This is a genomic window from Paenibacillus sp. NMA1017 (assembly GCF_058895805.1).
In genome coordinates, this window is sequence record NZ_JBZXYR010000006.1 from 189,373 (window position 1) to 204,100 (window position 14,728).

Annotated in this window: 10 protein-coding genes; all 10 read right to left on the reverse strand. The window is 45.9% G+C overall.

Translation table 11 applies throughout. The features are described from left to right. Positions 1-10: 10 nt before the first annotated feature. The 10 genes from AC5ELV_RS16840 to AC5ELV_RS16885 all read right to left on the reverse strand — a co-directional run bounded on the left by AC5ELV_RS16840 (position 11) and on the right by AC5ELV_RS16885 (position 14,495). Positions 11-1,252 (reverse strand): hypothetical protein, encoded by a 1,242-nt coding sequence (locus AC5ELV_RS16840; RefSeq protein WP_493431081.1) that lies wholly within the window; start codon positions 1,250-1,252, stop codon positions 11-13. 146 nt (positions 1,253-1,398) lie between these two features. Next, positions 1,399-2,853, reverse strand: coding sequence for a PstS family phosphate ABC transporter substrate-binding protein (locus AC5ELV_RS16845; RefSeq protein ID WP_493431082.1), 1,455 nt, complete (start codon positions 2,851-2,853; stop codon positions 1,399-1,401). 263 nt (positions 2,854-3,116) lie between these two features. Further along, positions 3,117-5,213 (reverse strand): DUF6449 domain-containing protein, encoded by a 2,097-nt coding sequence (locus AC5ELV_RS16850; protein ID WP_493431083.1) that lies wholly within the window; start codon positions 5,211-5,213, stop codon positions 3,117-3,119. Continuing rightward, positions 5,188-6,090: an ABC transporter ATP-binding protein gene (locus AC5ELV_RS16855; protein WP_493431084.1), complete on the reverse strand. Its 903-nt coding sequence runs from the start codon at positions 6,088-6,090 to the stop codon at positions 5,188-5,190. The genes AC5ELV_RS16850 and AC5ELV_RS16855 overlap by 26 nt, the downstream gene beginning before the upstream one ends. After that, positions 6,083-6,472, reverse strand: a complete 390-nt coding sequence (locus AC5ELV_RS16860; RefSeq protein WP_493431085.1) for a GntR family transcriptional regulator — start codon at positions 6,470-6,472, stop codon at positions 6,083-6,085. The genes AC5ELV_RS16855 and AC5ELV_RS16860 overlap by 8 nt, the downstream gene beginning before the upstream one ends. Positions 6,473-6,663: 191 nt before the next feature. Next, complete coding sequence (locus AC5ELV_RS16865) at positions 6,664-7,839, reverse strand: MFS transporter (RefSeq protein ID WP_493431086.1); 1,176 nt, start codon at positions 7,837-7,839, stop codon at positions 6,664-6,666. A gap of 97 nt (positions 7,840-7,936) precedes the next feature. Then, positions 7,937-8,248 (reverse strand): ArsR/SmtB family transcription factor, encoded by a 312-nt coding sequence (locus AC5ELV_RS16870; RefSeq protein ID WP_149096077.1) that lies wholly within the window; start codon positions 8,246-8,248, stop codon positions 7,937-7,939. A gap of 146 nt (positions 8,249-8,394) precedes the next feature. Continuing rightward, positions 8,395-11,070: a PAS domain S-box protein gene (locus AC5ELV_RS16875; RefSeq protein WP_493431087.1), complete on the reverse strand. Its 2,676-nt coding sequence runs from the start codon at positions 11,068-11,070 to the stop codon at positions 8,395-8,397. A 164-nt stretch (positions 11,071-11,234) separates the two neighbouring features. Then, complete coding sequence (locus tag AC5ELV_RS16880; protein ID WP_493431088.1) at positions 11,235-12,170, reverse strand: nucleoside hydrolase; 936 nt, start codon at positions 12,168-12,170, stop codon at positions 11,235-11,237. 171 nt (positions 12,171-12,341) lie between these two features. Then, positions 12,342-14,495, reverse strand: coding sequence for a glycoside hydrolase family 6 protein (locus AC5ELV_RS16885; RefSeq protein WP_493431089.1), 2,154 nt, complete (start codon positions 14,493-14,495; stop codon positions 12,342-12,344). Between the last annotated feature and the right edge of the window lie 233 nt (positions 14,496-14,728).

Below are 14,728 nucleotides of genomic sequence, written 5' to 3' on the forward strand. Positions count from 1 at the left end.
GCATTCCTCCTTAGGAGCCTGGTGTCACAGGCTTATCAAATACATGGCTCTGCGTCCAATGCTGTCCACCATCCGAGGTAGTGTACATAACTGGGGCCTGCTCTGAATCTGAGAAAATAGCCCAGCCTTCCTTGGCATTTGCCATCCCGATTTGCTGACCGCTATAACCGTCAAAGCCTTGCTTGCCATTGTTCCACGTCTTGCCGCCGTCACTCGTCCAGCCGATCGTATTGGGCTTGTCGCATGGTGCGCAGTACCCGCCCATCCATGCGGTACTGCTGTTGACTGCATAGAGCATACCTGGTGCAGCCCCTTCATTTTTGGGAACCTGGTTGTCTTGCTGGCTAATACCTGGTGCCGGACCGCCGCCAGCGGTGGCATTCGCCAGCACAGCACGCCAGCTTTGTCCACTATCGGCAGTATGCCAAAGCGAATACGACGTCTGGTTCATCCCCGTATCTCCAACCAGCTCGATCCATGCGTTACCACGTTCTACCGAACGAATAATGGCTCCATTTAGAGGTGCCTCCGTTGTCCGTGACATGACAGTAGTCCACTTTTGGCCCCCGTTAACAGTGTGTAAAACCTGAAACGAACGGTCTGTGTCCTGCGTAACTGCCCAGCCGTTTTGCTGATCATGGTAATATGGCTGTCCTACCATGTGGCCAGGCACGGGGAGCGAAGACCAGCTTTGCCCGCCATCTTTCGTATATTGGTTGCCACTGAACCCTTCCTTGGATGAAACAAAGTGTAAAAAGCCCGTTTGCCCTTGCTCAGGTACAGTCCCGACAACCTCCCAGCGTTTGCCACCATCGCGAGTGGCCAGCAGCGATCCGCTGTCTGCCATAGCAGCCCAGGCCTGTTGCCCGTTCAAGGCAAAAATCTGCTGAACCGTACCTTGACCCTGATATTGCACATTCCACGTCGATCCGACTGAACCGGATGCAGCCGCATCCGTTCGGGCAATCCAGCCATTTCCGCCGATCCAGCCGGATTGCCCGTCGATCAAACGCAGCGCGGTAATATTGTCCATGCGGACTTTCGCTATCGTAGTGTCTGTGGTTGCTTGTCCTCCTGTTTTCGGTGTATCTACAGTTGTTCCCGAACCATTCGCTTGTGCCGAGGCGGCACCTTTTTGCTCATTTTGAGCCGTTTGTACTGTTTGCGAACTTGTTTGCGAGCCTGTTTCACACCCCGCTGTCACTATGGCTAGGGCGAGTAAAAGCACCCATACCGATGTTTTTTTCTTCATTTTCGTTCATCCCCTTATGTTGGTGATATACATGCTGTGCGGGTATTGTATTCACAGCAAAGCATATTCTATGTATTACCCTGCTGTCTTCGTTTCACTCTTAAGGTGAATATACGGATGACTGTATGCGAACCATCGTGACAGGTTTACAAGTTTACAGGAACAAAACCGCCTTTTTCGATGGCCTGAGTTCCTTTTTCGCTTTGCAGCCATTCGAGTAATCGTTGCATCGAAGGGCTTGGTTTCTCACCTTCCCGTGTGACCACAAACAGTTGAGCTGTGAATGGATATTGTTTCGAGCGGATGTGTTCTTTGTTCGGCTCCACTCCATCAATAGATAAAAATTTGACCTCTTGACGATTATGCATCACATTTGCAAAATAATAAAATGAATATCCGAGCGCGTTATGATCCTTGTTAAAATCAGCGACTGCATTAATCATACCACCCATAATGCCAATTTGTAGTTCACGTGGCGGGTCAGCCATCTCATAGCCTGCCATCACTTTCTTTTGCATATATGTCTGACTGCCTGAATTTTCTTCTCGCTGATAAGCAATGATCGGCTGATCCTTGCCCCCTACTTCATTCCAATTGCGGATAGCCCCTTCATAGATACGGCGAACCTGCTCCGAAGAAAGCCCTTTAACCGGATTGTCTTGATGTACGAGAAAAATAAACGCATCCCACCCAATGGGTGTGAGCTTCATTTGTATTCCCCGGCTTTTCGCCAAACGCAGTTCCTCATCGGAAGGACCGGCCACCAGAATCATATCCGCCTTCTTATCGATCAGATTGACATATGCCTGATGGGTCGTGTTAAATCTCAATTCGTGCGCCGCGCGCGCCTTACTCATTCCGGTCAGTTCATGCAGCATATCCTGTGCAAACGGAATGGCCGCCGTAGCCCCGTCAACTACCGGAAAATCCTTCTCTGCGATGTACGGACGTTGAGGAAGCATCAGTGTAATCGTCAGCACAATGACGAGCGCAGCAGATATCGCGGCAACAACCCATTGCCATCTATGATCTACCTTTCCATTCTTGTCGGTCACCGCCGGATAACGATCCACCCCAACTCCTACTACCATACCAGCTATCGGCAGCAGTGCAGTCAGTAGAAACCAGATTTCACCATGCTGTGTATAAGGTCCCAATACCTCCAACACAGGCTCCGCCCAAGCATGATAGAGTGAAAAGAGCCCCCACGCCCCTCCCGACACTTCAGCAGGTTGACCGCCAGACCCTTGTATTCCTACAATCCACAACCACAGCCCACATAATAATGATAATAACCCAGTCAGCATCAGCGAAAGCTTGCCCATGCTGGACATACGCGCACTCAAGGCACCATAAGCTGCAAAGATGAGACCGATAATCCATGCATATAGAAGCAGTATTACAATCACAGTTGTATCCGTCACCCCTTCATGCCTCAGCAGAAGCTGCACTTGGGGTGCCACAACCATACTCCAAACTACATTAAACATGACTGAAAACAATCCAAACATAAACGTACCGCCCAGCCATGGCCAAAACCATGCTATCCGCACAGACTCGTCCTTTTCCGGCTTGGTTATAACTTCCTTTGGATCAGACATGTACATCCCCCTATAACTAATGAATGAAATGAGACTGTAAGCCATTGCTTCTTCATTGTACAATTATGGTAAAGATTAGTATACGAGAGGAGGACAAAAATGTCCTTATCCGATCTTCCGAATGAGTAGGCACTCAAGCTACATATGGAAAAAAAACCCTCCCCCACGGGAAAGGCCTTTTGGTTTCACATCTTCTTTATATTGCTCTGGCATGGATCAAAAAACAGTGTTGCTTCACGTCAAGGTTGTTATATATCGTGGGCTTAAGGAACTGCTGGTAATGCCTTTGCAAGCTCCGGTGTCATGTCGTTTGGAGTTAAATAGTAATAGCCTGTGTGAGGATCTGAACTATATAAAGGTTTGATCTTGACCTGAAATAGGTAAGTACCTTTCACCATATTTGGACTATAGCTATAAGGTCTGCGCTTCTCCAATACAGTACTCCAAAGTTTTGGATCTTCAATAGTTATTGCTTTGTGCTTCTGTTGAATGCTTTTAAATAGTTTATAGTCTTCAATATACTGATTGGGTTGATAAGGCTCGATCTCTTTAGAAATAATAGGAACAGCCCGTATAGAGAAAATATCCTTGGAATGAATGATGATCTTATCCGCATACCCCTTTTGTTCCAGCCAACCTGTCAGCTTGTGATAGGAAGTCGGCCAATTAAATGAAAGTTCACGGTTCCATTTCGGTTCGTCCTTGGTAAGGGATGACTCTTTGTTTGTAATGGAAACACTCCCCAAGGGATATCGATCTGATTGCATTTCGCTATAACTCATATTTAAAACTTCTTCTTTGAGTACAGTCTCAAATTCATGAATTTCTTTCGGATCAGTCAAAACCACTCGTCGTTCATTATCATCTACAGATTGGATATTGATCGTTTCTGCTCTCCCTTGCAGCTTATCCAGCTTGTATCTTACCTTTTTATAAGGCTCTGCTTCCATCACTTTAGTCAGTTCTGTCCGAAAAGGTTTCTCAGGGAATGTATAGCGCCGAGTCATGGTGGAACCATCATCCAGATGGTAGACTATGACTGCCATTTCGACGGCTAGGTTTTTCGACAACGACTTCTCGCCAGCAGCATGTGCACGTACGAGTTCACGATGTAAATTCAGCACAGAAGCAATATAGGCCCTGTCTTGGGAAAAATACGTTTCTTTTTGTGCCTCTCCCCTTAGAGGTACCTCTTGCCCCACATACACTTTTTCTACCGAGTGTGCCGTTGGAATCCGTCCCTCATAACCCAACCAACCTGAAATCGGGATGTATATGACCAACCCCATGATCACACCGTAAACGACCAGTTCCACCAAAGCACGAACACGTGCAATTTGCCAGGTCTTGCGGACGACCATCTCTACAACGATATAACCTAAAATAGCTCCAAGGACATATCCAAAAATGGACCAGTTTTCTCCTCTGCTACCTGCCGTATGAAAATAGTCTCCTAGTACAAGCATGGAGCACAGTATGACTCCTGCCTTGAAAAAGGGTTGAAAGAAGGTAAATGCCATCGCCTGAGTCGCCTTCTCGACCAACCGCTTACGATACAATCCATAGCTCAAAGCGACAAACAGTAGAGAGATACCTATATAGGCAAGTAGCTCCATGTAAGAAAAGGCGCGATTCGGCAAGTTGTCCATAATGCGTACAAACGGCGATAAGTTTTCCCAAATATTATTATTGCTGCGAAACTCCGAACCGTTAATATATTGGACAATGGTTTCTTGCACTCGCACATATCCGTATAAATTACGCTCCAAAAAACGCCCTATCATCATGAATAGAAACTGAGGCAATAGCAGTAAAACATACACTACTACGGTCTGGAGTAGCGATTGTCCCACACAAATGCCTACAAACACGGTAAAGGTAAAAAAGAAAATCGTAAGGACGGATACGACCAGTGCCCATGAACCAATATCATGGATATGAAAAATATAAGGCAGTTCGACTGACGTGTTAACCCAGGCAGTTACTCCCGCCGTCAGCCATACAGGTACAAGTAAAAGGATAAGGCCGCTAATGAAATGTGCCGTTAATAGATGCTCTCTACGCAAAGGGAGGCTATGGTATAGATCCGATGACCCCTGTCGTTGAATAAAACGAAGCAGCATCACACCCGCCAACACCGGTACGGTTAATAAAATCAATTTTTGCAATTCATTACCTGAGTTTGTGCTATCGAACAAGCTTCTTAACACCATTCGCGGCTGCTCATCATCAATACTCATAAATAACGGCAACGTTACCGTAAACAATAATCCTACCAAGTACAACAGACCGATCCAGCCATGCTGTCTCAGGCTTTGGCGAATTACGCCGCCGCTACAGAAGAATCGGTTGGATGTCATAACCTGCGTCCTCCATTTCATAAATGAAAATTTCTTCAAGCGTCAACGGCAGCAAATCGAACACATGCGGCTCATACGCCTCAATCGTCTCTGCAATCCGCTCTCGTTCCCCCCGGATAATGAGCAGCAGAACACTCCCCCTCCGCTCCTTATGTACAACTGAAAGTTGTCCACAGACAGCTTCCTCATGCGTGCTGTCACGAAAGGCAACCTGCACCTTATGCGTATCAGACTTGAGGTCATCGACCTCTTTTTCCAGCAGCATCCGCCCCTGGTGCATGATGCCGACGTGATCACACATGTCTTCTATTTCACGCAAATTATGAGAAGAGATCACGACGGTCATCTCGCGTGCAGCGGTTTCCTGGAACAGTAAATTTTTGATCATTCTACGCATCACCGGGTCCAACCCATCAATCGGTTCATCCAAAATGAGCAGCTCAGGCATACAGCTCAAGGCAAGCAAAAAAGCAGCCTGACGCTTCATCCCCTTGGAAAAACGGTGGAGCTTTCGTTTAGGATCTAACTTAAAAATCTCCGTAAGCTGTATGTAGCGTTCCTCGCTCCAGCTCGGATAAATGGAGCGGTAAAACCGGGCCATCTGACGAATTGTCGCTTGCGGAAAAAAATAGGGGGTGTCTGGCATAAACAGAAGGTGCTGCTTGACTTCTGGCTGCTCATATACGGACTGTCCGCCAATCAGTACCTTTCCTGCATCCGGTCGGTAAATCCCGGCGATGATTTTGAGCAGTGTTGTTTTCCCCGCCCCGTTTGAGCCCAGCAGTCCAAAAATGGAGCCCTTCTTCACTCTAAGGGCGAGCTGGTCGACAGCCTTTTCTTCTGTAAATGTCTTTGTGACTTCCCTTAATTCAATCAAGGGACATCCCCCTTTCCTTTGTTTGTATAGCTTCCACGTACATATCGTCCACTTCCTGCTGTGTAAAACCGAAATGGACGGCTACAATCATCTGTTTTAACAATGCCGCCCGAATCTCATCTCGCTTGATTTGCTGTGCCTGATGCTGGGCAGGTGTGACAAAGCTGCCTTTGCCCTGAACAGAATAAATATATCCTTCTCGTTCCAACTCGCGATACGCCTTCTGAATCGTATTCGGATTCACCGTTAGCTGAGCGGACAATGTCCGCACAGAAGGCAATTGCTCATCCGGCTGAAGTGATCCATACACGATCATTTCCTTTACCCTGTCCATAAGCTGTTCGTAGATCGGCTTGCGGCTGCGGATATCCAGCTCGAACATGGACTTCCTCCTTTCAAGACTTAATCTGATTCACTGTATATGCTCAACTGTTCTAACTGTACTATAATTAATAGTACAGCTAGAACAGTTTGTCAATCTTTTCTTTGGGGATTTATTACAGAAAAAAAGACCAACTCAGAAAGCTGGTCTTGAAATCAACGTTAACCTGTAATGATTTCGGCAAAAGTTTGTTACATATTTTTTGACTTCGTATGTATCCCAAAAAACATAGATTTAAGGATAATACACACAAGAGACAATATAACAAAAATTAGGCCACTCCAAACAACATCCCCTATTCCTAATTGAGAAATAAACCAGCCTCCCATCGCTGTCCCTATGGTGACACCCAAATTTGAAAAAGAAACATACAGGCTATTCGCAAATTCCGGGGCTTCTGGAGCCTCCGAGGTAAGCCAAATTTGACTTACAATCAATCCACTCGTATGAACAGCTCCCCAGACAATAATAATCCCACTTGTGAGAAGAAGAGTTGCACCCACATATTGAAGCAGTAAATAACAAACCCCTAAAGCAACAGGATAAAGCAACACCGTTTTCAACATATGATGGTTTAACATCTTTCCCGAGTACCAGTTACCAGCCACACCACTAATCCCGAAAAGCACAAGCATCGTGCTAATCCATTCTCCACTCATATGCGTTTTCTCTCCTAGATACTCCGCAAAATAACTATATACAGAAAACATCGCAGCAAATATGAAGCATGCCGTACCGATATTCAACCACAATGTGGGTTTTCTCAATATTTTAAGCTGGTTCCTGACAGGTACTTCTTTCTGCTCCAATCTGGAAGGAACCATGAGCCCTATTCCAACACACGCAATAATATTCACAACAGCAGAGAACAGAAATGAAGTGCCAAGAGAGAATTGATCAGCAATATAAGAAGTAAGCGGAACTCCCAATACCATCCCCACACTAACTCCAAGAAATACCTTTGCACTTGCTTTAGCAGCCTCTTCTTTCTTCGATAATGCAACAGCTAGTACGAAGGCAATGGAGAAATACACTGGATGAAAAAAGGCGGGGAATATTCGGAATACGACAAGTGTATAAAAGTTCGGTGCAAAAGCTGATATCACATTCGAGATGGAAAAAATAATCATGATGCTCATCAGTAACCATTTACGATTCCATTTTGAAAATAGCAGAGTTACCCATGGCCCAAAAATGGCAATAGTGAGTGCAAAAAGACTGACCAGTATTCCAGCTTGTGGTGCAGTAACGTTATACTTATCCATGACCATTGGCAAAATCCCAACGACTCCAAGCTCCGTATTTATAATGCCAAATATACCTAGTGCAATAAAAAATAATGGACTGTTTCTGTTCACGATTTTCATCTCCTTGACCTTATAATCTATATATTCTAAAATCTATATTTATAGATATAATATACAAAAAAAAAGTAGGTAACTTTGTTCATTATTTTGTGGCTACCTACATTTCATTCTTGATATATTCAGCGAATTTACAAATATTCTCTTCATTTCTTCGGTAATAGGTCCACTGTCCAAATCGCCTGGATTCCAAAAGCCCAGCCTTCTTCATGAGCGTTAAGTAACTGGAAATAACAGATTGTGCTAAGCCTGTTTTTTCCTGAATGCTACCTACACAAATCCCTCCTTTAAAGTTAGCATCCGTTGGTAAAAACAATTGCGGTCCGAAATTTTCATCTGAATTTTTTAACCAATCCAAAATTTGCAGGCGTGTATCATTCGACAAAGCTTTAAAAATCATTAGAGTATCCATAAACCTCATTATATCTCTTATTTTAGATATGTAAATATCTATTTCAATAATATAGCATCGACTGTTGTGTGTTGTGCCATTCTTTCACACACTCCACTTGAACATAAAAATAGCCGTGATGCATCATGCATCACGGCTATCTCTTTTTAGCCTTCCTTTGACTCATAAGGTTCATCACGGCTTATATTCGCGAGCGTTGAACCTTCCGGCAGCTTAAGATCCAGCTGGAACCGGAACGTTGCTCCTCTGGCCTCATCGCTATCCACACCAATGGAACCCCCCATCAGCTTGACCAAGTTTTTACAGATGGACAATCCCAAACCCGTCCCTCCATATTTTCGGTTCAGTGCCGGATGAAGCTGGGAAAAAGGCTGAAACAATAGATGCTGTCGGTCTGCTGGGATACCGATTCCAGTATCCGTTACACTGAACTCAATCAGGCATCTATTTTTACGACGGCTGTAAGCCTTTCTCTCCACAAAGATATTAACACGCCCTCGCTCCGTAAATTTGATCGCATTGCTCACCAAATTTACCAGCACCTGTCGAATACGCACATGATCACCGACCAGCACCCCCGGCATTTCCTGATCCACATGCCATTCCAGTTCAATGCCTTTTTCCATAGCCTGCGTCATGAATAGGTCAGCCACACTGCCGACCACATCATCTAGCACAAAGGATTCGTGCAGCAAAGACATTTTGCCAGCTTCGATTTTGCTCAAATCCAGTATCTCGTTCAATATCTGCATTAAAGCACCACTGCTACTAGTAATAATGTCTATATAGCTACGCTGCTCCTCATCCAATTCAGTATCTGCGAGTAACCCCGCCATGCCTATAATGCCGTTCATCGGTGTACGGAGCTCATGACTCATCACAGAGAGAAACTCTGACTTGGCCCGATCGGCGCGTTCAGCAGACTCCTTGGCCCGAATGATCTCCTTTTCATTCGTCCTGTCTACAAAAACCATCACAGCCCCTTTTCGCTCGCCATTATCCATCAAAGGGCTGATTCGATAGGAGGCCAGAAAGCTGGACCCGCCTTTTTTCCAAAATACTGCTTCCTCTGCCTGATAAGAAGCTCCGCTTCGAATCGCTTGAAGAATAGAGGACTGTTCGTCCGGAAAATGGCTGCCAATCTCGTCTGCATGGCGAATGATATCTATGCATGCGCCGTTCAGCGGATTAGTCGATCCTACGCCGAACATCTCGACAGCTGCCGGGTTCATAAAGCGGACATGTCCTTCGTTACTTAAACCCACAATTCCTTCGGATACAGCATTCAAAATAAGCGAATGCTCATTACTAAGTTTTTCAATTTGAGCAATGTAGCTTTTAAGAGGGGTAACATTTTCTATAATCCCGTAGCAGCCCACAATTTCCTCTTGCACGAAAATCGGGATATTCGTCATCTTGATGAATAGACGCTCCCCCTCCTTATGTATGAATTCCGATTCATAGGTTTGCGTCTCACCCTGCTTGGCCAGTTCCATATGACGCTTGATTTTGTCCTGTTCCTCAGAGGAAGCCATGATAAGTATGTCAACCCCAAGCAGTTCGTCCCTCGTATAACCCGTAAGCTCCTCCAAACTCGGATTCACACTCAAGATATGACCTTCCATATTCACGGCGCATATCCCAAGTGGATTATGCTGAAACAGTGACCTATAACGGTTTTCACTTTCGCGCAGGCGCTGCTCCATTTCCCGGTGCTCTGTAACATCCTGGATCATACCCACCACTTGAACGGGCTTGCCTGCATGCTCGTCCATTTCAGCTTCCCAGATTGAACGCAGTACCTTTTGTTCCCCATTGGGCAATACAATCCGGTAAAAGGTTTCTTCGTGAACTCCCTTTAATATAACGTTGGTGATAATCTGTTTCATGCGCTCTGTATCTTCTGGATGAACAGCCGCCATGAACGCGTCAATACTTGTCTCAACCGGCTTGACACGATAACCAAAAATGCTACGAAATTCCTTGGAGAAATGCATAACATTGTTGACCAGATCCCAGTCCCAAGAGCCGAACATCGCCAACCGCTGAGCTTTTGCCAAATTCTCCTCGCTCTTCTGGCGCTCTGTGATGTTGCGTCCGATGGACAGTACTCGCTTGATCCTGCCCTGTTCATCCCGAATAATGCGGTACGATACTTCCAGCCACAAATAGTGCCCGTCCTTATGACGAACACGCCGCTTCATGATGCCTGTTTCCTTGAAGAGTCCATGTACACGCATATAATCAGCATCTTCGACATGGTAGAATTGGAGCCGCTTTTTGCCGAGCATTTCCTGCTTGGTATAGCCTAGGAGTTTTTCCACCGAAGGAGAAATATATTGGAGTATGCCGTCCGCCGTGCTATATGAGATAACATCCGGCGTATTTTCCGTAATCAACATGTATAGATCTTCATTGTCCGAGAGCACCTGCTCCATATCTTTTTTCTCCGTGATATCCATTGCATACGCAATCAAATAAGATTGTTCGGTAGCCTCATCATCAAATATGGTTAATTCCAGCGATAGCCAGACGGATGTTCCCCGTTTATGTTTCAAACGTAATTCAGTCTTATAGACTTGATCCGTAGCCTTTAGCCAACCTGCGTATGCCTCCCTCAGCCCTTGCTGATCCTGAGCTTCTTTATACAAGAGATGGTAATATCGGATATCCAGTAATTCCTCCTGCTCATATCCGACCATTTTGCAAAAAGCGGGATTTACGTACAGGCACTTCCCTTCCCTCGACAAAATCACGATTCCTGTCGGGGCATGATTATACATATGTTCCAGCAAAGGCAGCCGTTGAGCAGCAGAAAACACAATGAATCTCCTCCTTTGTGGTCCGGCAGTTTTTCTATCTATATCTATTCTAACATGATATGGGATTTTCATAGAGATGAGTTACCTCTATAGTAAGAGCCACTAAAACATGTATGCACAAAAGATTGCCGATGCAGGTCATCGGCAATCTTTGAATTAATTTTTTATACCACCCGGCTAAGAAAATGACGCAAAAATCGCTCCGCATCTACTTTAAGTGCCACATCCACACTTGTCTGCCCATGAGCTTCACCCTCACTTGGCATCTCACGAGTGCGGCCAACCTCTGCGGAATCCCCCACCTCGACGGCAATGTGCATTGGACGCGTCTCCACAAAACTGGAGTCAATAGCCAACCCTACGGCTAAAGGATCATGCAAAGCACAGCCTGCAATACCAGGTCTGAAATTGCGATAAGCTTCCATATAAAAGTCTGTCATATCTGCCATAAACGCGCCCAGCTCGGTTCCTTGCTCACGCCATTTGTCCACATCCTGCTGGGGAAGCAGTGTTTGCATCGTGACGTCCAGCCCAACGAGCGTAAGCGGAAAGCCCGCTCCCAGCACATAGGCTGCGGCTTCTGGATCGGCGTAAATATTCGCTTCAGCCGTCGGAGTTACATTCCCTTTCACCGTGACCGCGCCGCCCATGATGATCAGGCGGTCAAGCAATTGGGGCAATTCGGGACAGCGATCCAGCGCAATCGCAAGATTGGTCAGCGGTCCCACAGCTACCAGGGTAAGTTTGCCTTCATAGCGACGAGCCTGTCCGATTATAAAATCAGCGGCATCCCCAGACGCAGCCTGACGGGAGGGCGCTCCTTTCAACTGATTGCCAATACCGTCTTCACCGTGAATATGCCGGGAATAAGGTTTGAACAGCTCACGAGCATACGGCTTGTGAGCGCCAGATACGACCGGAGCCTCTACCCCCAGTTTTTCCAGCAGAATCAGTGAGTTACGTGTTGCCTCCTCCACCGAGATATTACCAAAGGTGGTTGTAATACCGAGTAGCTCCAATTCCGGCGAATGGACCGCGTACGCAATAGCAAGCGCGTCGTCAATGCCAGTATCTACATCTAAGATTAACTTTTTGCTCATGATGACCCTCCACAGTAGAACAGCATTCTTTTTTTCATTATACACAATTTGTATGATTATTCCCTTGGTCATCAAATTCTTTATTCGAAGACGTAAAAAAGGCTACGGCAGTTATCCCGTAGCCCTTTTTCAACACTTCTCTCAGTCAAGCGCACATATTCTGTCCAAATCCTAAGGCTCGATTCCCCATACCAGCTTATCATTGTGGAACAATGTTGCTTTGTTCCATTCTGCATAAGAGGTTTTGGTTGGATCGAAGGAGTAGTCATTGGATTCGTCCAGGTTAGACCAGTCGCTTTTGTTGATGCGGATCTGAATATCGCCTGTTTGCGCTCCGGCAGCAAGCGTACCGGCAGCAGGACTGAAACCAATTTCAATATAGTTGTCAGTAAAGGTACGCAGCACGTTATCATTACCTACTTGCGCATAGTCTACTGCAGATTGCAGCTCCTGGCTGCCATCTTTCGTGAAATAGTAACGGATTTTCAGCTCACTCAGCTTCACAGGTGTTGTTCCTTTATTTTTCAAGTTAAAGAAAGGCTTGACTGCGTTATTCGCTGGATCCGTGTCCCCGGCCCGGTACATTACAACCAGATCACCCGCTGGTTCTGTAGGGTCTGTTGGATCAGTCGGTGTACCTTTAGGTTCAGCGCTTACCGCTGCGGAATCCTTACTTGTTCCTTTCGCATTCGTAGCACTTACAACATAGAAGTAAGTTGTTCCGTTCGTCAGTCCCTTATCCGTGTACTCTCTTTCCGTTACAAGAGGCGCAACGGCTGTAAAAGGACCTGCTTCGCTAGTGGCACGTTTTACCGTGTAGCTATCGGCACCAGTAGACGCATTCCAAGTCAGCGTTACTTGAGCATTGCCCACAACAGCCTTTAAGCCTGACGGTACAGCTGGAGCTGTAGGCGCTGGGTCCACACCACCATCGGAAGGCACGATTGCAGGGTACGCATTTTGTACCAGCATTACAAACTGATCATGGAACCATGCTCCTGAAATAGGTGCATTCGGTAAAGCATCTGTTAATGTGCCATCCTTGGTTGTATAGGTAGGATCACACATACGGTCAAAGCCTTTACCCTCATCGTTCGGAATGAGTGAGCTCGAACCATCGGAATCACCCGGAGGTTTCGCCCATACATAGGCATCAATATGGCCAGCTGGAGCCGTTTGTGGCGGCGTTCCCATACCTGCTCCGCTGTTATTACACCAGTTACCACGGTGCGAGCGTTTGTCAACACGGCCTGAGTTTACATAGGAGTTAATATCATTGCCGACTGCGGAAGTCGGACGGTTAGGTCCTCCCCATCCATTACGGCCTGTATCAATTAACATACCGAGTGAGCTTGGCCAGCCTGCGCTGACAAAATCTCTATGCAGTGACTCTGCGAAATCCGATTCATCGAAATTAGGATTCCATTCGTAGTACTTAGACGATTTGATCGGCTGTCCACCGATATTCAGATTTGGATCAGGCAAATTAGGTTCTGTCAGCGGTGAAGTATTGGCTGTATTCGTGATAAAGCCATCTACACTGGACAGACCTTTGCTAGTGTCTTTGAAGATAGTAGTAAACAGGGATACCGTTGCTGCACGGTTGTTATCCCAACCTAACCAGCCAGAGTGACCGATATCTACGTATTTGTACACATTCGGAATCTCGTTCAGCTTATTCATTGTGTACTTAACGCCAGCTTCATAAATCCCTGTAGACTTGGCTTGCGCACATTTAGGATCATCCAGATTGGTTACCAGGTTTGGCAAACTATCTGGTTCAATGATCGCTACGATGCGAATATCCTTATATTTAGGATTTGCAAAAATAGAAGCAATTTTGTCAACATAATCCTTTTTATATGTTTCCAGACCTGCCTGAGTCAGCGGCAATTCACCATTGGAAGCCAAGGCATGACAATCCCGTCCGGGCAGATCATACACAATAAATTCCGCCGTAATCGGTGTACTGCCTTTCTTTTGCGCCAATACTTGGTCCAAATGGGCTTCCAGGCCAAGCTTGCCTCCACCGCCGTTAATAGCAGCGATACGATCAAGCCATACGGCTGTCGGGAAGGTTTTGACCGTTTGCATTTTTGCTTTCAGATTAGCATCCGTAATTTTGGCAATCGATGTGTCGACACTAGCCGCATAATCAGGGCTAATGTATTTTGTCGCCCCTTGGTAAGGATTGTCCACATGGGATTCTGCATGTATTTTATCCGTAAATCCTGCACCTGGTAGAAAGCTGCTTGCGACGAGTGATAGCGCAAAAGCATACTTCATGCTTTTACGAAGCACTTGCTTTGTTTTCAATTGCTTCACCTATCTTTCCGTGGATTTTGTTGAATCTTCCTATGTCGGCACCTGATTGTTACATGATTAAATGTGAGTTACGCCTACTCTCTCCAAAAAAAAGCGGCGTTCATAGTTGTGAAAGGTAAGCGCTTTCTATTCGTTCATGCGCTCACATTTTCCCCTTTTTGTCACCTCCTATGTTAGATTATAGTGAGCTGGAAATCTGCTGTAAATTGAATAAATTAAGGACTACATTATTA